The sequence below is a fragment of the Pseudomonas sp. R28(2017) genome (assembly GCF_002112505.1).
GTDB lineage: Bacteria > Pseudomonadota > Gammaproteobacteria > Pseudomonadales > Pseudomonadaceae > Aquipseudomonas.
Genome location: NZ_NEHW01000014.1, coordinates 126,514 through 149,699 on the forward strand (window position 1 = coordinate 126,514; position 23,186 = coordinate 149,699).

The window sequence follows — 23,186 nt, forward strand, 5'->3', positions numbered from 1 at the left end:
TCAAGCCTGTTCCTCGCCGTCGAGCAACTGCGCCTCGAGCGCCTCGCGGTAGTCACCGGGGGCTTCCCAGAGCCCGCGCTGTTGGGCTTCCAGCAAGCGCTCGGTGAGGTCGCGCAGGGCCTCGGGGTTGTGCTCGCGCATGAAGTCGCGGGTCGCCGGGTCGAGCACGTAGGCATCGGCCAGCGACTGGTAGTGATGGTCATCAATCAGGTGCGTGGTGGCGTCGAAAGCAAACAGGTTGTCGACGGTCGCAGCCAGCTCGAACGCCCCCTTGTAGCCATGGCGTTTCGCCCCGTCGATCCATTTCGGGTTCAGGGCCCGGGCACGGATCACACGGTTGAGTTCTTCCTTCAGGGTGCGGATCCGCGGCCGGTCGACCTGGCTGTGGTCGCCGTGGTAACTGGCCACTGCCGCACCGGACAAGGTCTCCGACGCCGCCAGCATGCCCCCCTGAAACTGATAGTAATCATTGGAATCGAGCAGGTCGTGCTCGTGGTTGTCCTGGTTCTGCAACACCGCCTGCACCTGGCCCAGGCGCCGGGCGAACTGGGCGCGCGCCGGCGTGCCCTCATCGCTGGCACCGTAGGCATAGCCGCCATGGTTGAGGTACACCTCGGCGAGGTCATCGCGGCTGTGCCACAGGCGACCGTCGATGGCATTCTGCACGCCGGCACCATAGGCGCCCGGTTTGGCCCCGAACACCCGCCAGCCGGCCTGGCGCGCCGCCTGTTCGGCATCCACGCCTTGAGCCTGCAAGCTGGCGCGTTCATTGCGCACCCGCGCCGCCAAGGGGTTGAGGTCGTCCGGTTCATCCAGTGCCGCCACCGCCTGCACCGCAGCGTCGAACAGGCGGATCAGGTTGCCGAAGGCATCGCGGAAGAAGCCCGACACACGCAGCGTCACGTCCACCCGCGGGCGATCGAGCAGGCTCAGCGGCAAGATCTCGAAGTCGTCGACGCGCTGGCTGCCGGTGGCCCACACCGGGCGCACGCCCATCAACGCCATGGCCTGGGCGATGTCGTCACCCCCCGTGCGCATGGTCGCCGTGCCCCACACCGACAGGCCCAGCTGGCGCAGGTGGTCGCCATGGTCCTGCAGGTGCCGTTCGAGGATCAGGTTGGCCGAGGCGAACCCCAGCCGCCAGGCCGTGGTGGTCGGCAGGTTGCGCACGTCCACGGTGTAGAAGTTGCGCCCGGTCGGCAACACATCCAGGCGACCGCGGCTGGGTGCGCCGCTGGGGCCGGCCGGTACGAAGCGCCCGGCCAGCGCGGCAAGCAGGCCGTTGATTTCTGCAGCGCCGCACGCATCCAGATCAGGCGCAACCTGCTCGCGCAGGGCTGTTATCACGTCGTGCACCGGCTGCCATTCGGGCTGCTCGGGCAACTGCACCGGCCCCACCAGTGCTTGCTCGATGATGCGCAGCGCCAGCAACTCAAGGCGCTCGCGGGTATCGCCACAGGTGCGCCACGGGTCCTCGCCCACCGCCTGCAGCAGCGCCGGACGCGGGCCTGACCAGGCCTCACCCAGCTCGCAATCGAGGGGGTCGAAGCCCAGCGCCAGGGCCTTGGCCAGCGTGCGCAACAGGCTGGCGTTGCCACCGCGGCCATCGCCACGCTCCACGCGCAGCAAGGCCAGCAAGGTATCGAGGCGCAGGCGTGCCTGCGGCGACTGGCCGAACACATGCAGGCCATCGCGAATCTGCGATTCCTTGAGGTCGCACAGGTAGGTGTCCAGGCGTGGCAGCCACACGGCGGCATCGTCCAGTTGGCCTTCCAGCTGCAACTCACGGTCGATATGGTTGGCCTTGACCAGCTCGAGAATGTCGCGCTGCAGTTCGCGTGCGCGGCGTGGGTCGAGCAACTGGGCTTCGTAGAATTCGTCCGCCAGCTGTTCCAGATGGCGCAGGGGGCCATAGGTTTCGGCGCGGGTCAGCGGCGGCATCAAGTGATCGATGATCACCGCCTGGGTGCGGCGCTTGGCCTGGGCACCTTCGCCCGGGTCGTTGACGATGAACGGGTAGATATTCGGCAGCGGGCCGAGTAGCGCGTCCGGCCAGCAGTGCGCCGACAGCCCGACGCCCTTGCCGGGCAGCCATTCCAGGTTGCCGTGCTTGCCGACATGGATGACGGAATCGGCGGCAAAGGCATGGCGCAGCCAGAAATGAAACGCCAGATAGCCGTGCGGCGGCACCAGGTCCGGGTCGTGGTACACCGCGCTGGGGTCGACCTGATAACCCCGCGCCGGCTGGATGCCGACGAAGGTCAGGCCAAAGCGCAGGCCGGCCACCATCAGGCGGCCTGCGCGGTACATCGGGTCCTGCTCGGGCGGCCCCCAACGTTCCAGCACGGCCTGGCGGTTGGCCTCGGGCAGGCGTTCGAACGCAGCCTGGTAGTCGGCCAGGCTCAGGCTCTGGGCGCAGGGGCGCTGGTCGAGGTGCTCGAGGTCGTTGGTGACCCCGCCGAGCAACTGATGAATCAATTGCGTGCCGCTGCCTGGCAGTTGCGCGAGCGGATAGCCCTCGGCCTGCAGCGCCAGCAGAATGTTCAAGGCAGCCGCCGGGGTGTCCAGGCCGACGCCATTGCCAATGCGGCCATCGCGGGTCGGGTAGTTGGCCAGCACCAGGGCCACGCGCTTCTGCCCATTGGGCAGGCGCGCCAGTTCGACCCAGCGCCGGGCCAGCTCGGCGACGAAGTCCATGCGTTCGGGGTGAGCGCGGTAACAGACCACGTCGGACTGGCTGCGCTCGCTGCGCCAGGCCATGTCCTTGAAGCTCACCGGGCGGGTGATGATGCGCCCGTCCAGTTCAGGCAAGGCGATGTGCATGGCCAGGTCGCGGGCACCCAGGCCCTGCTCGCTGGCCTCCCAACCGGGCTGGTTGTCCTGCGCGCAGATGGCCTGCAGCACCGGGATATCCCGGCGGAACGGCCGCAAGTTGGGGCGCTCCGGGCTGGACAGGGCAAAGCCTGTGGTGTTGATCAACACCTCGGCGCCCACTTCATCCAGCCAGGCCTCGACCTGCTCCAGGCAGGCGCTTTCCTTGAGGCTGGCCACCGCGATGGGCAGCGGGTTGAGCCCGGCCGCCTGCAGGCGCTCGCAGAACACGTCGATGAAGGCAGTGTTGGCGGCCTGCAGGTGCGAGCGATAGAACAGCAACGGCGCCACGGGGTACTCGCTGTTCCACTGGCTGAACCAGTCCTCGAGCAGCGCACCGGGATTGCGCGGGTGATACACCGAAGTCCGCGGCAAAGGCTGCGGTTCGTCCCAGCTGTACTCGCGCCCCAGCCACTGGCTGGCCAGGCATTTGAACAGGTTGACGGCATTGCTCTTGCCGCCCTGGCGCAGGTAGTGCCAGAGCCGCTCGGCCGGCTCGCCGGTGACGTTGCCCAGGCCGGTCAGTTCCGGGTCCGGGCGATCATCGCCGGGCACCAGGATCAGCTGCACACCGCGCGCGGCCAGTTCGACCAATTGCTCGACGCCGTAGCGCCAGTAGCCGACGCCGCCGTGCAGCGACACCAGGATCACCTTGGCATGGCGCAGTACCTCGTCGACATACAGGTCGACCGAGGCATGGTTCTGCACCTGCATCGGGTTGGCCAGGCGCAGGCTGGGGAAGTCGGCCGGCAGTTGCTCGGCGGTTTCGGCGAGCAGTGCCAGGTGCGAATCGCCGCTGCAGAGGATCACCAGGTCGGCGGGCGTCTGGCCGAGGTCGGCGATGCTGTCGTCCGGCACAAAGCCGCCGGGCTGGGTCCGCAGCAGGTGCATGGGTCAGGCGCCCAGGGCCTGGCGCAGGCGCGCTTCCAGTTGCACGGCGTCGAGGTCCTGGCCAATCAGCACCAGGCGGGTGATGCGTGGCTCATCGGCGCGCCAGGCGCGGTCGAAGTGTTTGTCGAAACGGGTCCCCACGCCCTGCACCAGCAGGCGCATCGGCTTGCCAGGGATGGCCGCGAAACCTTTGGCGCGCAGGATGCCGAACTCCACCACCAGCTGGGTCAAGGCATCGAGCAGCAGGCTTTCGTCGGCTTCGGGCAGGTCGATGGAGATCGAATCGAAGGCGTCGTGGTCGTGATCGTCATGGTCGTCGCCGTCATGGTGGCTGTCGTGGTGGGTGCGACGGCCATCGATGTGCGCCTCGGACTCCGCGCCCACGCCCAACAGCACCTCCAGCGGCAGCCGGCCACTGCTGGCTTCGATCACCTTGACCGCTGGCGGCAGCTCCTCGGCCACTTCGGCACGGACCTTGGCCAGGCCTTCGGCGTCGATCAGGTCAGCCTTGTTCAGTACCACCAGGTCGGCGCTGGCCAGCTGATCGGCGAACAGTTCGTGCAGCGGCGATTCGTGGTCCAGGTTGGGGTCGAGCTTGCGTTGCGCGTCGACCTGCTCCGGGTAGGCGGCGAAGGTGCCGGCAGCCACGGCCGGGCTGTCGACCACGGTAATCACCGCGTCGACGGTGCAGGCGTTGCGGATTTCCGGCCACTGGAAGGCTTGCACCAGCGGCTTGGGCAGTGCCAGGCCGCTGGTTTCGATGAGGATGTGGTCGAGATCGCCGCGGCGCGCGACCAGTTCGCGCATCACCGGGAAGAACTCTTCCTGCACGGTGCAGCACAGGCAGCCGTTGGCCAGTTCATAGACGCGGCCGCTGGCTTCTTCCTCGGTGCAGCCGATGCTGCATTGCTTGAGGATTTCGCCGTCGATGCCAAGCTCGCCGAATTCGTTGACGATGACCGCGATACGGCGGCCCTGGGCGTTGTCGAGCATGTGGCGGAGCAAGGTGGTCTTGCCGGAGCCGAGGAAGCCGGTAACGATGGTGACGGGGAGCTTGGCCAGTGTTTTCATGTCGCGTTGCCCTTGGCAGGTTGGCGCGGGCACACGGGACGAAAGCCACAGGCCAGGCCGGCCGGGCTCGTTCGCCACCGGATCACCCCGCCCGGTTGAAAGTCGAAATCGTCTCGAGGCAGGTCTCCTGGCTTGCACCGTTCCAGCTTTTACAAGCGTCTGGCGGGATGACGCCTTCCCGCGCATTGGCGCAGTGGCTGTGTCGTCCGTTGTCGGTGCTTACAGTTGCGGGGGCAGCCGCGGCTTGTACCGCGTTCCCGTCTTAGCTTCGGCCTGGCCGAAGAACCTCGAAGTCGCAAGGCTACGCGGGGGGTGGCGGGGGGTCAACTGTTGCCTGGCAGGTGTTCGCCGAATATGTTGCAGCGCCTATGAGATCGAGCGCCCTCACTCCAGCCTTCAAAGGAACTGCCAGCATCCGCTGCTGCCTGATGCTGTACCGATTTTCAGCTTAGCTATACAAGACAACCAGCGTTGTACACCTGCTGCCCCCCCAAGATGGAGCCGGCATGAAGAAGAACCCGCTGAGTCAACGCAAGGACGATCATCTGGATATCGTTCTGGCCACCAGCATTAGCGCCCACGGCGTGGACCCAGGCTGGTCGGCACTGCGCTTCGAGCACTGCGCACTACCGGAGATGGCCCTGAACGACATCGACCTGGGCACCCAACTGTTCGGCCATACCCTGCACGCCCCGCTGCTGATCAGTTCCATGACCGGTGGCGCGGAACGCGCACGCTTCATCAACCAGCACCTCGCCGAGGCGGCCCAGGCCCTCGGCATCGCCATGGGCGTGGGCTCGCAGCGCGTCAGCCTGCGCAGTGGCCACGACCAGGGCCTGACCGGCGAACTGCGTCGCCTGGCACCGGATGTGCCGCTACTGGCCAACCTCGGCGCCGCCCAGTTGCGCGAGGCAGATGGCCTGGACCTGGCGCGCCGCGCCGTCGACACCCTGCAGGCCAATGCCCTGATCATCCACCTCAACCCCCTGCAGGAAGCCGTACAGCCTGAAGGCGACCGTGACTGGCGCGGCGTGCTGAAACGCATCGAAACCCTGACCTCCCAGTTGCCGGCGCCGGTGATCGTCAAGGAAGTCGGTGCGGGCCTATCACCCAGCGTCGCGCGCATGCTCTGCGATGCTGGCGTGGCCATGATCGACGTGGCCGGTGCCGGCGGCACCAGCTGGGCAGCGGTGGAAGCCGAACGCGCCGGTAGCGCCGCCGAGCGCGAGGTCGCCCTGGCGTTTGCCGACTGGGGCATCCCCACCGCACACTGCCTGCTGGCCGTACGCCGCGCCGTGCCGGAAATCGGCCTGATCGCCTCCGGCGGTGTGGCCAACGGCGTCGATGCCGCCAAGGCCATTCGCCTCGGTGCCGACCTGGTAGGCCAGGCGGCCAGCGTATTGAGTGCCGCCGTGGTCTCCACCCAGGCCGTGGTGGAGCATTTCGACATTCTCCTGCGCCAGCTGCGTATCGCCTGCTTCTGTACCGGCTCGCGCAACCTCGCGCAGCTGCGCCGGGCGCGCTTGCTGCCGAGCCACCTGCCACCGCCATGAGGCCTGTCGCTGTGGCATGATCAGGGTCTTCCTTCCCGCTGGCCGATGCGCATGCTGATCGACGAAGAACTGACCCTGAAGAAGCTCGAAACCTTCCTCGCCTTCATGCGCAGCGGCAACCTCGGCCGCGCCGCCGCCGAACTGTCCACCAGCGCGGTCAGCGTGCACCGGGCCATCCACTCCCTGGAAAGCGCCCTGCGCTGCCCGCTGTTCAAGCACGAAGGCCGCCAGTTGATCCCGCTGGAAAGCGCCTACGTGCTGGAAAAGAAAGCCCGCCAACTGATCCAGGACGCCGAGCAGATGGTGCGCCAGACCCGCGAAGCCGCCGGTTTCTATGCCGAACGCTTCCGCCTTGGCGCGCTGTATTCGCTGACCGTCAAGACCGTGCCCAAACTGGTGATGGGCCTGAAGCTGCGGCGCAGCGAGCTGAACATCGACCTGACCTTGGGCTCCAACGTCGACCTGCTGCAACGCCTGAAGAACCACGAGCTGGAAGCCATCCTGGTGTCACTGGACGAGAGCGTGGCCGACCCGGCCTGCGAACAGCTGCCGCTGTTCTCCGACGACATCTTCCTCGCCGTGCCGACCGATTCACCGTTCGCCGTGCAGCAAGAAGTGGACCTGGCGGACCTGGCCGACTCCACCTTCATCACCCTGACCCAGGGCTTCGCCACCCACCGTGATGGGGCACGGGTGTTCCAGCAGGCGGGGTTCGAGCCCAAGGTGGCGATGCAGGTGAACGACATCTTCACCCTGCTGAGCATGGTCAGCTCCGGGGTGGGGTTCGCCCTGCTGCCGGGGCGGATCGCAGCGGTGTACGAAAACCGCGTGAAGCTGATTGCGCTGCAGGCGCGCTATCGCTTGCAGCAGCATATCGGGGTGGTGTTTCTCAAGGCCCGGGAGCGAGAGCCGAATCTGTTGGCCTTGTTGGCTGAGTGCCGGATGTATAGTCGACAAGTTGAGTAACCTCTCCGCCTCAAACGTTACATGCTGTTACGCCTGGCCGCTGAAAAAATCAGATATAGCCCCTTCCTCGTAGGACGTTTCCCAAAGATACTGCCGACGCCCATTTTTCGTTGCACAGGGTCAACGTGGCTTCTAGTCTCGGCCGGTCGCTGCCAATTCAGCGATCGGTTTTGACAGACCGTAGACGTTGTCCTCGTGTGCACACTTTAATGGTGGCTGTACGTGCGGGCACTTCTGGTGCGCCGAGTGCCAACGTCTCGGTCTGTCAACCCGCGTACAGCTGCCACCTCATTGTTTGACAGCAAGGCCGTGGTAGCTCCACTTATCTACGTTGGAGTTCGACCATGCTCAAGATCGTCCCCGATCCACCCCACTATCTCCACGCCCTCGAAGACACGCTGATGATGGCCGCCGACTACGCACTCTGTGCCGAGGTCGTTGCCCAACAGGCAATGCTGATGCAGCCCAAGTCACCCGTGTCGCTGTTGATCATGACGTCAATGCACGAGCTCGAAACCCTACGCAAATTGCTCGAATCGGCGCTGGTTCAAATCCAGAAACCAGCCGACCCGCAGACGTTGCATTAATCCACATCATGATTTGCCTGGCCTGACGCTATCACTGGCTGGCGCCCTCGCACAGCGCCGCCCCTGAGGTTGTAGACGACCCTTAGGCATGTGGTGAACCAGTGGGAGCCCGGCTTGCCGGCGATTGGGCCAGCCCAGGCAGTTTCAACTTCAGGGAGATCAAACCATGGCCACTGAAGAAACCCATTTCACAGTCGGCAAAACCACCTTCTACCAGGGTGATAACCAGACCCATCCCCTCTTCCGCATCGAACCCGGCATCCCTTGCCAAAGCGCCCGCGAACAGGCCTCTGAACTGATGGGCTACGTGCGCGACCTGACCATCGACGGCCTGATGGAAGACAAACCCCAGCTGCTCTGGGCCTCACACTATCTCAGCGCCCTGGCCAAGGCACTGCTCGATGATGCCGAACTGGGCATGATGAAGACGCCTTGAATAAGGGCAATGAATCGAGTCGGTGTTTCTCAAGGGCCAGGAGCGGGAGCCGCCGGCCTTGTTGGCTGAATTCCGGATGTACAGCCGAGAGAATTGAGCTGGACTCTTGGGGTCGCGTTGCGGCCCCGGCCGGCCTCTGCGAACCCCCAATTCTGCCAGTAGCGCCCTCATTGTAAGTAAGGCCATGCTTGAACCCTGGAAACACAGAAGGCTCGTAGGGTGCGTATGAACGCACAACTTTTTCCATAGCGCAGGACAGCGATGCTCGACGGGAGAGTTCAGTGTTTACTTATACTTGTTACGGCTATGACACAGAGGACAGCAAACGCCCGTCGCAGTTGGGGTTCAACGGCGAGCACAGGGAGACCTTGACCAGTAGTTACGGGCTGGGCAAGGGCTACCGTTTGTACAGCACCGTGTTGATGCGCTTCAACTCGCCCGATAGTTACAGTCCGTTCGCTGACGGGGGCCTTAATGCCTATGGTTACTGCGCAGGAGATCCCGTCAACCTGATCGATCCTGACGGGCACATGCCGGTGCGCCACCCTCCCAGCCGATCGCCGAGCCCTCCAAGCCGGAGCGGAGCTCAAGCACCATTACCACGAGGCCGAGCGCGAAACCGGAGCGCAGAACAAGCACGAATAGGACGGGGCCGCGCTCCAAGCCCGAGCCCAAATCGACCGCAAGCCCCGGACGGAAATCCTGGCGGCAACGGACGAGAAAGCCGCTCAAGCTCATCGGCATCCGATGACCGCAACTACCAACAGCTTTACCATTTAAGGCGAAGCCCCTCACCACAACCACGTCCTGAAAACCTTGCAGAACAACTGATAGCAGCGGCTCAAAGGCTCAATATACGTCGGGATATACACATATATCACCATGATGGACCGGTCCAGATTATCCAAAATCCCGGGCCTAGGCAGGTAGAACAACCCAGGCATCTACCACCACTGGTTAGCGAACTGCGTGACTCACGCTCCCCTTCAAGGTGATAGAACAGGTTGGGCCTCTACTAAGGCCCAACCTTCTATCCCATCAACCTGCGCGCACAGAAATACAAGATCGAAGGAGAGATGATCAAAAGATTGAGCTGAACCATCCGCGGCTTTAGCCGCGAAGAGGCCAGTACTAGCCAACCAGTCCCCTGACGCAGAAATACAGCACTGAAGGCCCCATCAAGCACCCAAGCCCAGTGTGGAAGGTCGCAGTCAGCGCACCGTAGGGCACCAGCCGCCGATCGGTAGCCGCGAGCCCGGCTGTCACACCCGACACCGTCCCCGCCAACCCACCAAACACCATCGCCGAGCGCGGGTTGTCCAACGCCAGCAACCGCGCCGACACCGGCGTGAACACCATCACCAGGATCGCCTTGATCAACCCGGTGGCAATCGACAGCGCCACCACGTCCGAACTCGCCCCCAGCGCCGCCCCGGTCACCGGCCCGACGATATAGGTCACTGCCCCGGCACCGATGGTGGTCATGCTCACCGCATCCCGATAACCAAAGGCATAGGCCACCGCGCAACCGACGATGAACGGCAGCACCGTACCCAGCAGCAGCGACACCGCACCAATCATCCCGGCCTTGCGCGCTTCGGTGGCCTGCACCTCGAAGGCCGTGGCGACGATGGCGAAGTCACGCAGCATGGCCCCGCCCATCAGGCCGATGCCAGAGAACAGCGCCATGTCGGCCAGGCCCTTCTGCCCGCCGGTCACGGTACCGCCCACCCAGGCCAGCACCAGGCCGATGACGATGGCGATGGCCGAGCCGTGCACCCGGCCAAAGGTCAGGTACTTTGACAGCAGCACCGACAACCACATGATCCCGCCAACCACCGCAAAGGCAGTGATCAGGCCATTGTGTTCCAGGGCATTGTCAATGATCGGCCACATGATCAGCGCCCTCCTGCAGGGGCGACCTGCGCATTGGCCACCTCAGGCGCATCAGGCGCCGGCAAGGGTTCGCCGCGATGGCTGCGGCTGATCACGGCAATGGTCAGCCCGCACACCAGCACCGCACCGATCGCCGCCAGCAGTGCCACCGGCCCGCCGTGCAGGGCGGTGACCACGTTCTGCTGGGCGGCCATGGCCACCACCACCGGGATGTACATGGCGCCCCAGAAGCCGACGCCGAGCTCGCACTCCTTGCTCATGCCGCCCTTGCGCTGCATGTACAGCCGTGCGCAGATCAGCAGGATCATGGCGATGCCAACCCCGCCCACATTGGATTTGACGCCCAGCAGCACGCCCAGGAAGTCGCCGACGATAACGCCGGCCAGCGTGCATACCGCCAGCAGAGCCACACCATAGATGATCATTGTTGTTGTCCTCAGCTTGAGTCGAAGTTGCTTGTTGTTGTTCTTCGAGTTGCAGCGCCGTCATCGGTTGTCGGCCACCTCCTGGCGCAACAGCGCATCGACGGTGTCCCAGCGGGTGGCTTCGAGGGCAACCACCCTGCCCTGTTCGAACACTGGGCGGGCCAGGCCGCTGAGCACGCTGCCCGGCGGCATCTCCAGGTGCAGGCGCACGCCGCGTTCATAGGCGTTGCGCAACGTAGCACGCCAGTCGACCAGGCGGGCCATGTTGCCGGCCAGGTCATCACGCAGGCGTTGTGGGTCGAAGATCGGCCGCGCACTACTGCCACTCAGGTAAGTGATGCCCGGGCGATGGAGTTCTACGCTGGCGAAGGCCGCTGCCAGCTCGGCGGCCGGGCCGTCGAGCAATGTGCAGTGGGACGGCACGCTCACCGCCAGGCGTCGAGCCACGCCCTGGCCAAGCCCGCGAGCCTTGGCGACAACCGCGGCCATGGCCGTGTCGCTGCCGGCGATGACGATCTGGTTGTCGCTGTTGAGGTTGGCCAGGTACACCTCACCGCCCACTTCCGCCAGCAAGCGTTCGACGCTGCTCAGGTCGAGGCCGCTCAGAGCGGTCATGCCGTAACCCTGTGGGTAGGCCCGCTGCATCAGTTCGCCACGCAGGGCGACCAGGCGTACTGCATCGGCAAACGGCAGCGCCCCGGCCGCAACGGCAGCGGGATAAGCGCCGATGGACAGCCCGGCAACATACTCCGGTGCCGGGCTGCGCTGCAGCAGCCAGCGCGCCCAGGCCACCCCGGTCAGCAGCAGGCAGAGCTGCACGGCACGGGTTGCCTGCAAAGCCTGGGCACTGTCCAGGGCCAATACCTGCTCGCCCAGCACATCACTGGCCTCTTCCAGCAGCCGTGAGGCGCCCTCAGGCAGGCGCTGCAGCATGCCTGGCTGTTGCGCGCCCTGGCCTGGGAACGCGAACAGGCTGCTCACGCTGCACGCTCCAGCGCGTTCCACGGGTCAGCGACAAGGCGTGCGCCGTGGGCCGATTTGAGCAACACCCGGCGCGCCACGCCGGCCCACTCGCGCAGGGCCACGGCACCCGCTGGCGCCTCCAGCTGCACATCGATGCGGCACGGGCCGCAATCGAGGATATCCAGCAGCTCGCGTGCCTTGGCCCGGGTCATGAATTGCGGCGTGCGCACCAGCAGATCGAGGTCACTGGCGCCATGCACGACGTTGCAGCCGGTGGCCAACTGGAAACCCACACTGCCCGTCGGCCCCCAAGCCAGCCCGCAAGCATCGAGCACGGGCGTCACCGAGGCCAGCGCCTGCAAGGCTGGCCAGGGACTTTGCGCCGCCCAGCGCAATGCCTCTGGGCGCAGCTGCCGCTGGATATCACGCAAGCGCATCAGCACACCCAGGCGCTGTTCCCGCCCCTGCCCGCGCACGCCTACCGCCACCCAGCCGCTGGCGCAGGCGGCGCGTCGCACCACCACCGGCTGCCCGGCGGCGAGTGCCTGCACGGCCCAGGCAGGCGCATCGGCAGGCAGCTCGGCCGAGGGCATGCCCCAGAGCAGGTCATGTGGCTGCGGCAGGTTCATCTCAAGCCTCCTGCCATTGGCTGCGCAAGCGTGCACGCACGTCACGGGAGGCACTGCGGTTTTCACCGCCCAGGCGCGACTTCAAATCTGTCGAATGGCCGATATCGCGCACCGCTTCGGCCAGGCAGGCGCGTACCTGGGCAATATCCCTGGCGCTCGGCGCGTCGGCGCTCTCGACCTGCAGGCGCCGCCACAGCAACCCCAGCGAGGCATAACTGGCGAGGTCATAGGCCATCGGCGGCACCTCGGCGGCCAGCGCCTCCAGCTGTTCGACACTGCGCAGGGTAATGCGCGCCGCCGCCGCCTTGCCCATCGCGTGCACCATCACCCCGCTGTCATCCAGCGCGATCAGCCGTTGCGCCTGGTAGCCATGGGCCAGAAACGCGCCGGACATGGCCTTGCCGACCAGCAGGCCAATCACCGGGTGCCCCGCCAGCCGCGCCTGGGCGTAGGCCTGCACGGCGGCGGCCAAGGCCTGGTGGATGCCCAAGGCTTCTTCGCGGCGGCCATAGGCCTGGCTCGGCACATCGATGATCGCGACGATGGCCCGTTTCACGCCTTCGCGGTCCAGCGCCATTGCATCGCTCACGGCCTTGGCCAGGCCCCAGCCTTCGAGCAGGCCGACTTCGCCGGTACGCGCACGCGGGAACGGGTTGTGCGCGTCGGGCACCACGGCGATGAAGCGCGCCAGGCGGTTATCCAGTTCGCCATCGACCACCTGCAGCGAGGCGGGATAGCCCGCCTGTGGTTCGCCACCGGCCAGGCCCGGCAGCCAGTTCAGGGCACGGTTCATTGGGCTTCTCCTTGATAAAGGGCACGCACGGCAGCGGCGTCCAGTTGCGGGCAGTCGGCACCCAGGCTGGCCAGGCGCTCCAGGTACACGGCATGGCGGCTGGCGCGGTTGGCCGATGGCGCGTCCAGCAGCTGCAGCAGTTGCTGGCGGATGCGGTCGACGTCGTCCGCCACATAGGCGTCCACCAGGCCGCTGGCGTAACGTTGTTCGCCACCGGTCAGGCTCCAGATGAAGGGGCGGTCCTTGGCGTCGTACTCGGCAATACCCGCCTCCTGCTCGATCACTTGCGGGCCGTTGAGGCCCAGGCGCGCCTCGCGGGTGACCAACAGGTGACTGCACAGCCCGGCGGCGATGGACATGCCACCGAAGCAGCCGACCGAACCTGCGACCAGGCCGATCACCGGCTGATGGGCGCGCAGCTCGACGATCGCTGCCTGGATTTCGGCAATCGCCGCCAGGCCGAGGTTGGCCTCTTGCAGGCGCACGCCGCCGGTCTCCAGCAACAGCACGGCGCAGGTGGGGATGCCGTTGTGGTTGTCCTCGATGGCCAGCTCCAGGGCGCCGGCGATCTTGGCACCGCCCACCTCACCCATGCTGCCGCCCTGGAACGCACCTTCGATGGCGGCGATCACGGCAGGCCGGCCGGCGAGCTGGCCCTTGGCGATGACCACGCCGTCGTCGGCCTGGGGCACGATGCCCTGGCGCGGCAGCCATGGCGACATCAGGCGGTCGAATGGGCCGAGCAGTTCACGGAAACTGCCAGCGTCGAGCAAGGCGCGGGCACGCTGGCGGGCGCCGAGTTCGACGAAGCTGCGGCTTTGCAGCAGGCGGGCGGTGTCAGTCATGGCCAATCTCCTCGAAACCTTGCTCCAGGCGCAGGCGCACCACGCCGGGGGTGGCGCCGAAGTCGTGAATGTCGATCTTCACCGCAGGTAGCGTGCGGCCATCGAACAGGCGCTGGAACAGCTGCTGCCAGCGTGCGCTGCTGCCGTTGACCGAAGTGACCACCTGGATGTCCAGGCGGCCGGCGCTGCCGGGCTCGATCAGCACTTCCAGGTCGCCGGAGCTGACGCAGCCGACCAAGGTGCGGCCACGGCCGGGCTCGGCGGCGGGGAATTGAAAGTTCAGGGTTTCCATTTCACAGGCTCCCGGCTTTGTCGAGGAACAGGCAGGCGGCCAACAGATCGGCGGCGCCGCCCGGTGAGGCGTTCAGTTGCAGCAGTTGCGCGTCCAGCAGCCGGAGCTGGCGGCGGCCGTCGAGGGTGGCGCTGCCACCGGCATCGAGCACCGCGCGGGCGCCCGCCTGCAGGGTTTGCAGGCCTTGCGGGCCGGCGCGCCAGAGCACGCAGGTGTCGCTGAGCGTGGCCATGATTGCCAGCAAGGCATCCAGCCGCGCGTTGCTTTCGCTGGCACCGTTGGCGCGGCTGTGGCGCAGCTGCGGCAGGCCGTGTTCGAGCACGGCGGGGAAACCTTGCTGGGCCTGTTCGCGGGCACCGCTGGCGCCGTAGCGCTGGTGGACCTGGGAGCCATGGCTTTGCTGGGCAGGCGCTGCGGGGTCATCGATCAGGGCGATGCGCCCGGCACGGGCGGCAACCGCCAGGGGCTCGGCCTTGGCATCGAGGGCTTGCGCGGCCACCAGCAGGCCAAGGGCCCAGATTGCACCGCGATGGGTGTTGATGCCGCCGGTGGTGGCGAGCATGGCCTGTTCACCTTCGCGGCCGATACGGCCCAGTTCGGCGCGCAGCGGCTGTGTGATGCCGCCATGGGCCTGCGCGGCCTCGGCCATCTGCCGCAGGCAAGGCCACAGGGCCAGCGCCGAGGCGTGCATCAGGGCCAGGGTCATGTCGGTGTGGGCGCCACTGCTGCGGCGGTCGACCAGGCCGGGTTTGGGCGACAGGTCGGCTTCGTCGATCAGGGCTTCAACTGCCAGGTCGGCGAGGTGCTCAGCCAGGGAGATAATGCTTTGCTGCGCCGGCCTCTTCGCGGGCAAGCCCGCTCCCACAGGTATCGCGCCGCCCCCAAGTCCGCCGGTATCCCTGTGGGAGCGAGCTTGCTCGCGAAGAAGCTGATACGGTTTCAAGTCATGCACATTCATCACCAACTCCTGAACCGTGCGGGCGGGTTGTAGAGGCCGCCGGACCACTCGACCAGGTCGGCGATGCTGCGCGCGGCGAGCAGCTCGCGGCTGGCGTCGGTGCGGCGGATGCCAAGGTCTTCGGGCAAGGCGACCAGGCCTTGCTGGCGCAGGCGCAGGGTATCCTTGGGGTCGTGGCGCAGGCCGATGGCGGTGACGCCGGCCACGGCGGCGATCATCTGCCGGCGCTCCTCCAGGCTGCGCGCCTTGTACAGGTAAGCGATGCCTTCCTCGGTGAGCAGGTGGGTGACGTCGTCGCCATAGATCATCACCGGCGCCAGGGGCATACCGGCTTTCTTCGCCACGTCCACCGCGTCGAGGGTTTCGACGAAGGTGGGTTTGCCGCCTTCCTGATAGGTCTCGACCATCTGCACCACCAGCTTGCGGCCACGTTCGAGCAGGGTCTCGGGCACCGTCATGTCGAGCCAGGCCGGGGTCGCATGGCGCCGACCGCGGGGGTCGTGGCCCATGTTCGGCGCCCCGCCGAAGCCCGCCAGGCGGCCACGGGTGACGGTCGAGGAATGGCCGTCGCCGTCGACCTGCAAGGTGGCGCCGATGAACAGGTCGACCGCGTACTGCCCGGCCAACTGGCACATCATGCGGTTGGAACGCAGCGAGCCGTCGCGGCCGGTGAAGAACACGTCCGGGCGCTGGGCGATGTAGTCCTCCATGCCCAGTTCGGTGCCGAAGCAATGCACGCTCTCGACCCAGCCGGTCTCGATGGCCGGGATCAGGGTCGGGTGCGGGTTGAGGGTCCAGTTGCGGCAGATCTTGCCCTTGAGGCCCAGCGACTCACCGTAGGTGGGCAGAATCAACTCGATGGCGGCGGTGTTGAAACCGATGCCGTGGTTCAGTGACTGCACCTGGTGTTTCTCGTAGATGCCGCGGATCGCCATCATCGCCATCAGCACATGCACCGGCTTGATGTGGCGCGGGTCGCGGGTGAACAGCGGTTCGATGTAGAACGGCTGGTCGGCGACCACCACGAAGTCGACCCAGGACGCCGGGATGTCCACGCGCGGCAGGTCGTCGACGCGCTCCACCAACTGGTTGACCTGGGCGATCACCAGGCCGTCGCTGAACGCCGCCGGCTCGACCAGCGCCGGGGTGTCTTCGGTGCTGGGGCCGGTGTACAGGTTGCCCTCACTGTCGGCCATGAAGCCGGCAACCAGCGTGACATTGGGGATCAGGTCGACCAGCAGCCGCGAATACAACTCGATGTAGGTGTGGATGGCGCCGACTTCGAGCAGGCCGTCTTCCAGCAGCTGGCCGATGCGCAGGCTCTGCGGGCCGGCGAAGGAGAAGTCGAGCTTGCGGGCGATGCCGCGTTCGAACAGGTCCAGGTGTTCGGCGCGGCTGACGCTGGGCATGATCATGTGCAGGTCGTGCAGGCGCTCGGGGTCGGCCTTGGCCAGCGAACGCGAGAGGAAGTCGGCCTGCTTCTGGTTGTTGCCTTCGAGTACTACGCGGTCGCCGGGGGCGATCAGCAGTTCCAGGGCTTCGACGATTCGCTCGGTGGGCAGCACCACACCATCGGCCAAGTGGCGGACGCGGTCCAGGCGGCGCTGCTTCTCGGCGCGCCGCCTGGACCATTGCGGCGGTGGATTCTTTGTTATGGTCATTGGGTGACTCCACGGGTTCGCTGTCGTGGGGGCACATTAGGGCGCGCAGGAGTGGGGGATCAATCAAGCTGGGGGGCTGTTCGTTACGGTCAGCGTAATGATCAGCCTGATAGGGCCTTCGGCAATACCTTGCTAGAGTGGCTGTACTCAGCCCGGTGTGCGCTACCTATAAGGCAAAAACGCACGATGCCCCTGCAGAATTGTCGATTGTGCAAGGCAAATTCGCATGACAGGATCCAGCGATCCTCCAGCGCACTCCAGACTTCACTTGGAAAATCAATAACAAAGCAGGGAGAACGCGATGACCGCGCACGCTCATACCTCGGCAACGGCTCATGTACTGGCCGAGGTCCGCAACCAGATTGGCCACCTCACCCTCAACCGCCCTGCCGGCCTCAACGCCCTGACCCTGGACATGGTGCGCAGCCTGCGCCAGCACTTCGACCAGTGGGCCGAAGACCTGCAGGTGCAGGCCGTGGTGCTGCGCGGCGAAGGCCCCAAGGGCTTCTGCGCCGGCGGTGATATCCGCTCGTTGCACGACAGCTACAAGGCCGGCGACACCCTGCACGAAGATTTCTTCGTCGAGGAATACGCCCTGGACCTGGCCATCCACCGCTACCGCAAGCCGGTGCTGGTGCTGATGGACGGTTTCACCCTTGGTGGCGGCATGGGCCTGGCCCAGGGCTGCGACCTGCGCATCGTCACCGAACGCAGCCGCCTGGGCATGCCCGAAGTCGGCATCGGCTACTTCCCGGACGTTGGCGGCAGCTACTTCCTGTCGCGCATCCCGGGCGAACTGGGCACCTACCTGGGCGTCAGCGGCACCCAGATCCAGGCCGCCGATGCCCTGTACTGCGGGCTGGCCGACTGGTACCTGACCAGCGACAAGCTCGCGGCCCTGGATGAAGGCCTGGACCAGCTGCGTTTCGGTGACCACCCGCTCAAGGACTTGCAGAACCTGCTGGCCAGGCTCGGCAGCCAGGTGCTGGACAATGCGCCGCTGGAAAAGCTGCGCCCGGTCATCGACCATTTCTTCGCCCAGCCGGACCTTGGGGCGATCATCGAGCAGCTGCGCGCCGTGAGCATCGGCGACAGCCACCCCTGGGCGGTCGCCACCGCCGACCAGCTGGAAAGCCGCTCGCCGCTGGCCATGGCGGTTACCCTGGAGATGCTGCGCCGCGGTCGCCACCTGGCACTGGAAGCCTGCTTCGCCATGGAGCTGCACATCGACCGCCAATGGTTCCAGTACGGCGACATCATCGAGGGCGTGCGCGCCCTGATCATCGACAAGGACAAGCAGCCGCGCTGGAACCCGCCAACCCTGGCCGGGCTGTCGCGCCAGCGGGTCGACCAATTCTTCGAAGGCCTGTGAGCCCGGGAGTACACAGATGCAAGACCTGGAACTGAGCGAAGAACAGATCATGATCCGCGACATGGCCCGGGACTTTGCCCGTGGCGAGATCGCCCCGCATGCCCAGGCCTGGGAAAAGGCCGGCTGGATCGACGATGGCGTGGTACGCAAGATGGGCGAGCTGGGCCTGCTCGGCATGGTCGTGCCCGAAGCGTTCGGCGGCAGCTACACCGACTATGTGGCCTATGCCCTGGCAGTCGAGGAAATCGCCGCCGGTTGCGGCGCCACCGGCGCGATGATGAGCATCCACAACTCGGTCGGCTGCGGCCCCCTGCTCGCCTATGGCACGCCCGAACAGCAACAGGCCTGGCTACCGCGCCTGGCCACTGGCGAGGTGATCGGCTGCTTCTGCCTGACCGAGCCCCAGGCCGGTTCCGAAGCGCACAACCTGCGCACCCGCGCCGAGCGGGTGGATGGCGAGTGGGTGATCAACGGCTCCAAGCAGTTCGTCAGCAACGCCCGCCGTGCCGGCCTGGCGATCGTCTTCGCCGTCACCGACCCGGAGCTGGGCAAGAAAGGCCTTTCAGCGTTCCTGGTGCCAACCGACAACCCGGGTTTCAAGGTCGACCGCAGCGAGCACAAGATGGGCATCCGCGCCTCCGACACCTGCGCGGTGACCTTCGACAACTGCCGCATCCCGGCGGCCAACCTTCTCGGCGAACGTGGCAAGGGCCTGGCCATCGCCCTGTCCAACCTCGAAGGCGGGCGCATCGGCATCGCCGCCCAGGCCCTGGGCATCGCCCGTGCGGCATTCGAGGCTGCGCTGGTGTACTCGCGTGATCGCATCCAGTTCGGCAAGCCGATCAACGAGCACCAGAGCATCGCCAACCTGCTGGCCGACATGCAGGTACAGGTGAATGCGGCGCGCTTGCTGATCCTGCATGCCGCACGGCTGCGTACGGCCGGCAAGCCATGCCTGTCGGAGGCCTCGCAGGCCAAGCTGTTCGCTTCGGAAATGGCCGAGCGGGTGTGCTCGATGGCCATTCAGGTGCATGGCGGGTATGGGTATCTGGAGGATTATCCGGTCGAGCGCTACTACCGCGATGCGCGTATCACCCAGATCTACGAGGGGTCGAGCGAGATCCAGCGCATGCTGATCGCACGCGAACTCAAGCACTACCCCTTGTAATCCCTCTCAATGGCGCTGCCTGAAGGTCTCCGAAGGCAGCTCGCCAAAGCGCTGGCGATACACCTCGGAGAACCGCCCCAGGTGCAGGAAGCCGTAATCCATGGCCAGCTCGGTGACGCTGCGCACCGCGCAGCTGCCATCGCTCAGGCACGCGTGCACCCGCTCCAGCTTGCGCTGGCGCACGTACTGCTTGGGGGTGGTGCCCAGATGGCGATCGAACAACCCATAGAGCGAGCGCACACTCATGCAGGCCTGCTCCGCCAGCGCCTCGGCGGGTAGCTCCAGCCTGAGATTACGGTCGATGTAATCGAGGATCCGCTCCAGGCTGGCACCCGGGGTACCGAGGCTCTCGCGACGGATATTGGTGCTCATCAGGGTCATCAGCTTGCTGGCGACGATCTGGCTGTAATGGCCCTGTACGCGCGGCAGCGAATCACTGACCTCGGCTTCGTGGCACACCATGGCCAGCAGGTTGACGAAGCCATCCAGTTCTTCCAGCCGGTAGTGGTTGCGCAAGAACCGCACACCGCCATCCGGGCGCTGCCAGCGCTGCTCATCGCAGATGGTGTCGAGCAGGCGGGTCGGCACCTTGAGGATGAACTTCTCGCAGTCTTCGGAATAGGTCAGGTCGACCGGGTCGTCCGGGTTGATCAGCAGCAGTTCGCCCGGCACCAGGTGGTGCTCGCGCTGGTGCCCGCGCCACAGGCAGTTGCCGTTGAGCAGCACCTGCAGGTGGTAGATGGATTCCAGCGCCGGCGAGGTGACCCGCACGCTGCCGCCGTAGCTGATGCGGCACAGGTCGAGCTCGGCGAACTTGCGGTGGCTGAGGCTGGCCTGGGGGTGGGTGGTGCGCGCCAGGCCGATGCAGTGCTGGCCGACGTGCTGGTTGACGTAGTCGGACACCGCATAAGGGTCGGCGTGATGGAACACGCTACTGCGCTCGCTCAGCAGGCGGCTTTCCATAGGCAAGGCACTCGGCATCGTTATTGTTCTGGGCGCCGCGTCCTACTGGCCCGGGGCCTGTGGTTGCGGTCGTTCACGGTCATTCTATCGGGCCAGGGTCGGGTATCTGGGGTCAGCTGACCACTGGCGCATTAGTGACACAGCTAAGCAAAAAGGCGGGGGGTTGGGCAATCAGATGTTCGGATTGGGTGGGCGGATAGCGGACAGTGGGCTTGCGGCGCCTGGGCGATTATCGAACATGGTTGATGTTCTATTGCCTGTACTGGCCTCTTCGCGGGCGCGCCCGCTCCCACAGAGACGGCGTGAGCTTGAGGCTTGCGCGGCCCCTGTGGGAGCGGGCTTGCCCGCGAAGAGGCCGGCGAGGACAAACATCAAATCATCAATGCACAGCGAGTTCCTGCCGCCCTGCCCAGCCCTGGCTGCGTGCCCGGAACTGGCGCGGTGCAATGGCGAACAGCTCGCGAAAGCGCCGATAGAAATGCGGAAAACTGACGAACCCACTGGCCACCGCCACCTCGGTCAGCGACTTGCTGGTGTGCTGCAGCAGCTGCCGTGCATGGGTCAGGCGCAACTCCAGGTAATAACGGGGCGGCGTGGCCTGCACATGACGGCGGAACAAACGCTCCAGGTGGCGCCGCGACAACCCGGCATGCTCGGCGATCTCGTCGATGCCGATCGGATCTTCGATATTGGCGTGCATCAACTCCAGTGCCAGGCGCACCCCACGCGGCAGGCTCGGGTCCACTTCCGGCGCGCTCGACGGTACGTCGCTCAGCACCCGCGAACGGTCACACGCCAGCATCTGCTCCACGGCCCGGCGCAGCGCCTCGCCACCTTTGAATTCGAGCAGCGCCAGCATCATGTCCAGCGCACTGCTGGCCCCGGCGCAGCTCATTCGCCGGCTGTCGAGCCTATGCGCCTGGCGGCTGACGCGTACCTTGGGGAACAACTCGCTCATCATCGCCCGACCGTCCGGGTGGAAGGCGCAATCGTGGTCGTTGAGCAGCCCGGCTTCGGCCAGGAAGTAGGCGCCATTCCACAACCCGCCCAACTGGCAGCCCAGGTGGTCGGCCTGGCGCAGCTTGCCGCGCAGCAGCGCCGACGCTTCCAGGCGCACGCGGAAACCGCCGCACACCAGCAGGCTGTCGAGCCCGTGCACATCCAGCTCGGCAAGCGCACAGTTAACGGGCAGCGCGATGCCAAGGTCGCTCATCACCTGCGCGCCCTCGCCCACCACCTGGATGTCGAACAGCGGCGTGGCGCTCATCAGGTTGGCGGTGACCAGGGTGTCCATGGCGGCGGTGAAGGCCATCATCGAGAAGTGCTCGCGCAGGACAAAGGCCACGCGACGGCATGGCAGGCCCAGGGTGGTGCGGCCAGCGGGGTCGAGGTGGGCCAGGTTGGTGTTCTTCAGGATGCTTTCGAAATGGCTCATGGCGGTGACTCTACGGCGGAGTTTTGCGGTGGATTCTTCGCGGGCATGCCCGCTCCCACAGGGGGCCGCGCAAGCCTGAGGCTGACGCTAACCCTGTGGGAGCGGGCTTGCCCGCGAATGCTACGACACCGCTGTAACGGGATTACTGGCTGGCCTGGGTGGCGGCAGCGCGGGAAGCCTGCAGCCACTGATCGAACTGCTGACGGTGCGCGGCGACCCATTCCTTGGCATGGCGGGTAATGTCGGCCGGCTTTTTCTCGCCGTTCTGCATCTTCAGGTTCTGGTTGCTCTCGTCATCGGTGCTGATCTGCACCAGTGACAGAAACTTCTCCGCGGCCGGGTTCTTCTTGGCAAAATCCTTGTTCAGCACCGCCACCACCTTGTCGATGGCAAACCCAAGGTTCTTGCCGTGGTACATCGTGTCGACGTCATTGTTGCCATCCGGCAGGTCGGTTTTCGGCACTTCCAGCCAGACCACGTCCTTGCCCTCGACCAGCACGCTGGCGATCCACTGCGGCACCCAGGTGAAGTACAGGATCGGCTTGCCTTCCTTGTAGCGGGTGATGGTGTCGGCCATCAGCGCGAAGTACGAACCCTGGTTGACGTTGACGGTCTTGCCGAGGTCGTAGGCCTTCATGTGGTGGGCGATCACCAGCTCGCAGCCCCAGCCTGGGTTGCAGCCGGTCATGTCGGCCTTGCCGTCGCCGTCGGTGTCGAACAGCTTGGCAATCTCGGGTTTCTTCAGGTCGGTGATGTACTTGATGTGGTATTGGTCGGCGGTCTTCTTGTCGATCAGGTAGCCCTGAGCGACCCCCGGCAGGATGTTGCCGGTCTTGACCATCACATCGTCACCACCGGCCTGCTGGTAGAACTTGTCGTGGAGCTTTTCCCACAGGTGCACGGTGAAGTCGGCATCGCCGTTGGCCAAGGCCACCATCATCACGCCGTACTCGGTCTCCTTCGGCTCCTGCACCTTGTAGCCCAGTTCGCGCAGGCCCTCCATGGCGACTTCGCCACGGAAGCGTTCTTCGGCGATGGAGGGGAAGATCGGGGTCACCTTGACCCCTTCCCCCGGCTTGTCGGCCGAGGCATGGGCGCACAGCGCGGCGGCGACCAGCGTCAGCGCCGTGGCGCATTTGAGCATGCTGCGGGTGAACGTGGATTCGTGCATCGTCGCTTACCTTCTTCTGATTTTTATCTTCAAGTGCGGCAGATCGAATACATCAAGGGTAAAACTCAGGCAGTCTTGCGCCGCCCTTGCGGTTGCACCGCGCCGCACAGGCGCAGGACCACGCCCACCGGCCCGGTGTGATACCAGCGCAGGCTCGGGTCGGCGCTGGTGCGCGCGCCCATGGCCTGGGTCAGGCGGTCGAGGAAGATCGCCAGCAGCACCAGGCCGACGCCACCGACG

At 65.8% G+C, this 23,186-nt stretch carries 21 protein-coding genes, 1 pseudogene and 1 riboswitch; of the genes and pseudogenes, 7 read left to right on the top strand and 15 right to left on the bottom strand.

Translation table 11 applies throughout. The annotated features are described in order from the left end of the window. Positions 1-3,762: a cobaltochelatase subunit CobN gene (cobN, locus tag CAF78_RS22700; protein ID WP_085678305.1), complete on the bottom strand. Its 3,762-nt coding sequence runs from the start codon at positions 3,760-3,762 to the stop codon at positions 1-3. A 3-nt stretch (positions 3,763-3,765) separates the two neighbouring features. Next, entirely contained in the window at positions 3,766-4,833 is a 1,068-nt protein-coding gene (gene cobW, locus CAF78_RS22705; RefSeq protein ID WP_085678308.1) for a cobalamin biosynthesis protein CobW, read from the bottom strand. Between the two features lie 99 nt (positions 4,834-4,932). Further along, positions 4,933-5,138, bottom strand: a riboswitch (cobalamin riboswitch). A 201-nt stretch (positions 5,139-5,339) separates the two neighbouring features. Between cobW and fni the strand changes: the two genes are divergently transcribed. The 5 genes from fni (at position 5,340) to CAF78_RS29110 (ending at position 9,370) form a co-directional block, all read left to right on the top strand. Then, on the top strand, positions 5,340-6,386 hold the full coding sequence (fni, locus tag CAF78_RS22710; RefSeq protein ID WP_085678311.1) for a type 2 isopentenyl-diphosphate Delta-isomerase: 1,047 nt from the start codon (positions 5,340-5,342) through the stop codon (positions 6,384-6,386). A 51-nt stretch (positions 6,387-6,437) separates the two neighbouring features. Then, a complete protein-coding gene (locus tag CAF78_RS22715; RefSeq protein ID WP_085678387.1) occupies positions 6,438-7,352 on the top strand; it encodes a LysR substrate-binding domain-containing protein in 915 nt (304 codons plus the stop codon). A gap of 344 nt (positions 7,353-7,696) precedes the next feature. After that, complete coding sequence (locus tag CAF78_RS22720) at positions 7,697-7,939, top strand: hypothetical protein (protein WP_085678315.1); 243 nt, start codon at positions 7,697-7,699, stop codon at positions 7,937-7,939. Positions 7,940-8,105: 166 nt separating this feature from the next. Next, positions 8,106-8,375 carry a DUF3077 domain-containing protein gene (locus tag CAF78_RS22725; protein ID WP_085678318.1) on the top strand — a complete coding sequence of 90 codons (270 nt, stop codon included), beginning with the start codon at positions 8,106-8,108 and terminating at the stop codon, positions 8,373-8,375. Positions 8,376-8,656: 281 nt separating this feature from the next. Continuing rightward, entirely contained in the window at positions 8,657-9,370 is a 714-nt protein-coding gene (locus CAF78_RS29110; RefSeq protein WP_371856921.1) for an RHS repeat-associated core domain-containing protein, read from the top strand. Positions 9,371-9,506: 136 nt separating this feature from the next. Here the strand turns inward: CAF78_RS29110 and madM are convergent, their stop codons facing one another. From madM to mdcA, 9 genes are read right to left on the bottom strand one after another with little or no spacing between them, the layout of a single operon-like run. Then, complete coding sequence (gene madM, locus CAF78_RS22735) at positions 9,507-10,271, bottom strand: malonate transporter subunit MadM (RefSeq protein WP_085678325.1); 765 nt, start codon at positions 10,269-10,271, stop codon at positions 9,507-9,509. A gap of 2 nt (positions 10,272-10,273) precedes the next feature. Continuing rightward, positions 10,274-10,696 carry a malonate transporter subunit MadL gene (madL, locus tag CAF78_RS22740; protein ID WP_085678328.1) on the bottom strand — a complete coding sequence of 141 codons (423 nt, stop codon included), beginning with the start codon at positions 10,694-10,696 and terminating at the stop codon, positions 10,274-10,276. A 60-nt stretch (positions 10,697-10,756) separates the two neighbouring features. Then, a complete protein-coding gene (gene mdcH / locus CAF78_RS22745; RefSeq protein WP_085678332.1) occupies positions 10,757-11,677 on the bottom strand; it encodes a malonate decarboxylase subunit epsilon in 921 nt (306 codons plus the stop codon). Next, complete coding sequence (locus tag CAF78_RS22750; RefSeq protein WP_085678336.1) at positions 11,674-12,288, bottom strand: malonate decarboxylase holo-ACP synthase; 615 nt, start codon at positions 12,286-12,288, stop codon at positions 11,674-11,676. The genes mdcH and CAF78_RS22750 overlap by 4 nt, the downstream gene beginning before the upstream one ends. 1 nt (position 12,289) lies before the next feature. Then, complete coding sequence (gene mdcE, locus CAF78_RS22755) at positions 12,290-13,081, bottom strand: biotin-independent malonate decarboxylase subunit gamma (protein WP_085678339.1); 792 nt, start codon at positions 13,079-13,081, stop codon at positions 12,290-12,292. Beyond that, positions 13,078-13,926, bottom strand: a complete 849-nt coding sequence (locus CAF78_RS22760) for a biotin-independent malonate decarboxylase subunit beta (RefSeq protein ID WP_085678343.1) — start codon at positions 13,924-13,926, stop codon at positions 13,078-13,080. The genes mdcE and CAF78_RS22760 overlap by 4 nt, the downstream gene beginning before the upstream one ends. Further along, a complete protein-coding gene (locus CAF78_RS22765; RefSeq protein ID WP_085678346.1) occupies positions 13,919-14,218 on the bottom strand; it encodes a malonate decarboxylase subunit delta in 300 nt (99 codons plus the stop codon). The genes CAF78_RS22760 and CAF78_RS22765 overlap by 8 nt, the downstream gene beginning before the upstream one ends. A gap of 1 nt (position 14,219) precedes the next feature. Next, positions 14,220-15,176 carry a triphosphoribosyl-dephospho-CoA synthase gene (locus tag CAF78_RS22770; RefSeq protein ID WP_085678349.1) on the bottom strand — a complete coding sequence of 319 codons (957 nt, stop codon included), beginning with the start codon at positions 15,174-15,176 and terminating at the stop codon, positions 14,220-14,222. After that, entirely contained in the window at positions 15,176-16,837 is a 1,662-nt protein-coding gene (gene mdcA, locus CAF78_RS22775; RefSeq protein ID WP_085678352.1) for a malonate decarboxylase subunit alpha, read from the bottom strand. The genes CAF78_RS22770 and mdcA overlap by 1 nt, the downstream gene beginning before the upstream one ends. A 301-nt stretch (positions 16,838-17,138) precedes the next feature. Between mdcA and CAF78_RS22780 the strand changes: the two genes are divergently transcribed. Together CAF78_RS22780 and CAF78_RS22785 are read left to right on the top strand one after the other, a co-directional pair. Beyond that, positions 17,139-18,209: an enoyl-CoA hydratase/isomerase family protein gene (locus CAF78_RS22780; protein ID WP_085678355.1), complete on the top strand. Its 1,071-nt coding sequence runs from the start codon at positions 17,139-17,141 to the stop codon at positions 18,207-18,209. 16 nt (positions 18,210-18,225) lie between these two features. After that, positions 18,226-19,377, top strand: a complete 1,152-nt coding sequence (locus CAF78_RS22785) for an acyl-CoA dehydrogenase family protein (RefSeq protein WP_085678358.1) — start codon at positions 18,226-18,228, stop codon at positions 19,375-19,377. A gap of 6 nt (positions 19,378-19,383) precedes the next feature. Here CAF78_RS22785 and CAF78_RS22790 read toward each other — a convergent pair whose 3' ends face one another. The 4 genes and pseudogenes from CAF78_RS22790 to CAF78_RS28815 all read right to left on the bottom strand — a co-directional run. Continuing rightward, complete coding sequence (locus CAF78_RS22790) at positions 19,384-20,340, bottom strand: AraC family transcriptional regulator (RefSeq protein WP_085678361.1); 957 nt, start codon at positions 20,338-20,340, stop codon at positions 19,384-19,386. A 379-nt stretch (positions 20,341-20,719) separates the two neighbouring features. After that, the gene (locus tag CAF78_RS22795) at positions 20,720-21,775 is read right to left on the bottom strand and encodes a GlxA family transcriptional regulator (protein WP_085678364.1); all 1,056 of its coding nucleotides are present in this window, start codon (positions 21,773-21,775) and stop codon (positions 20,720-20,722) included. 142 nt (positions 21,776-21,917) lie between these two features. After that, positions 21,918-22,946, bottom strand: a complete 1,029-nt coding sequence (proX, locus tag CAF78_RS22800; RefSeq protein WP_085678366.1) for a glycine betaine/L-proline ABC transporter substrate-binding protein ProX — start codon at positions 22,944-22,946, stop codon at positions 21,918-21,920. Between the two features lie 65 nt (positions 22,947-23,011). Continuing rightward, positions 23,012-23,186 (bottom strand): annotated as a pseudogene (locus CAF78_RS28815) (glycine/betaine ABC transporter permease); the annotation flags it as partial.

Bases quoted from the DNA above. Each gene is read 5' to 3' on its own strand.
- cobN (WP_085678305.1), bottom strand. From the start codon at position 3,762: ATGCACCTGCTGCGGACCCAGCCCGGCGGCTTTGTGCCGGACGACAGC.
- cobW (WP_085678308.1), bottom strand. From the start codon at position 4,833: ATGAAAACACTGGCCAAGCTCCCCGTCACCATCGTTACCGGCTTCCTC.
- fni (WP_085678311.1), top strand. From the start codon at position 5,340: ATGAAGAAGAACCCGCTGAGTCAACGCAAGGACGATCATCTGGATATC.
- CAF78_RS22715 (WP_085678387.1), top strand. From the start codon at position 6,438: ATGCTGATCGACGAAGAACTGACCCTGAAGAAGCTCGAAACCTTCCTC.
- CAF78_RS22720 (WP_085678315.1), top strand. From the start codon at position 7,697: ATGCTCAAGATCGTCCCCGATCCACCCCACTATCTCCACGCCCTCGAA.
- CAF78_RS22725 (WP_085678318.1), top strand. From the start codon at position 8,106: ATGGCCACTGAAGAAACCCATTTCACAGTCGGCAAAACCACCTTCTAC.
- madM (WP_085678325.1), bottom strand. From the start codon at position 10,271: ATGTGGCCGATCATTGACAATGCCCTGGAACACAATGGCCTGATCACT.
- madL (WP_085678328.1), bottom strand. From the start codon at position 10,696: ATGATCATCTATGGTGTGGCTCTGCTGGCGGTATGCACGCTGGCCGGC.
- CAF78_RS22750 (WP_085678336.1), bottom strand. From the start codon at position 12,288: ATGAACCTGCCGCAGCCACATGACCTGCTCTGGGGCATGCCCTCGGCC.
- mdcE (WP_085678339.1), bottom strand. From the start codon at position 13,081: ATGAACCGTGCCCTGAACTGGCTGCCGGGCCTGGCCGGTGGCGAACCA.
- CAF78_RS22760 (WP_085678343.1), bottom strand. From the start codon at position 13,926: ATGACTGACACCGCCCGCCTGCTGCAAAGCCGCAGCTTCGTCGAACTC.
- CAF78_RS22765 (WP_085678346.1), bottom strand. From the start codon at position 14,218: ATGGAAACCCTGAACTTTCAATTCCCCGCCGCCGAGCCCGGCCGTGGC.
- CAF78_RS22770 (WP_085678349.1), bottom strand. From the start codon at position 15,176: ATGAATGTGCATGACTTGAAACCGTATCAGCTTCTTCGCGAGCAAGCT.
- mdcA (WP_085678352.1), bottom strand. From the start codon at position 16,837: ATGACCATAACAAAGAATCCACCGCCGCAATGGTCCAGGCGGCGCGCC.
- CAF78_RS22780 (WP_085678355.1), top strand. From the start codon at position 17,139: ATGACCGCGCACGCTCATACCTCGGCAACGGCTCATGTACTGGCCGAG.
- CAF78_RS22785 (WP_085678358.1), top strand. From the start codon at position 18,226: ATGCAAGACCTGGAACTGAGCGAAGAACAGATCATGATCCGCGACATG.
- CAF78_RS22790 (WP_085678361.1), bottom strand. From the start codon at position 20,340: ATGGAAAGCCGCCTGCTGAGCGAGCGCAGTAGCGTGTTCCATCACGCC.
- CAF78_RS22795 (WP_085678364.1), bottom strand. From the start codon at position 21,775: ATGAGCCATTTCGAAAGCATCCTGAAGAACACCAACCTGGCCCACCTC.
- proX (WP_085678366.1), bottom strand. From the start codon at position 22,946: ATGCACGAATCCACGTTCACCCGCAGCATGCTCAAATGCGCCACGGCG.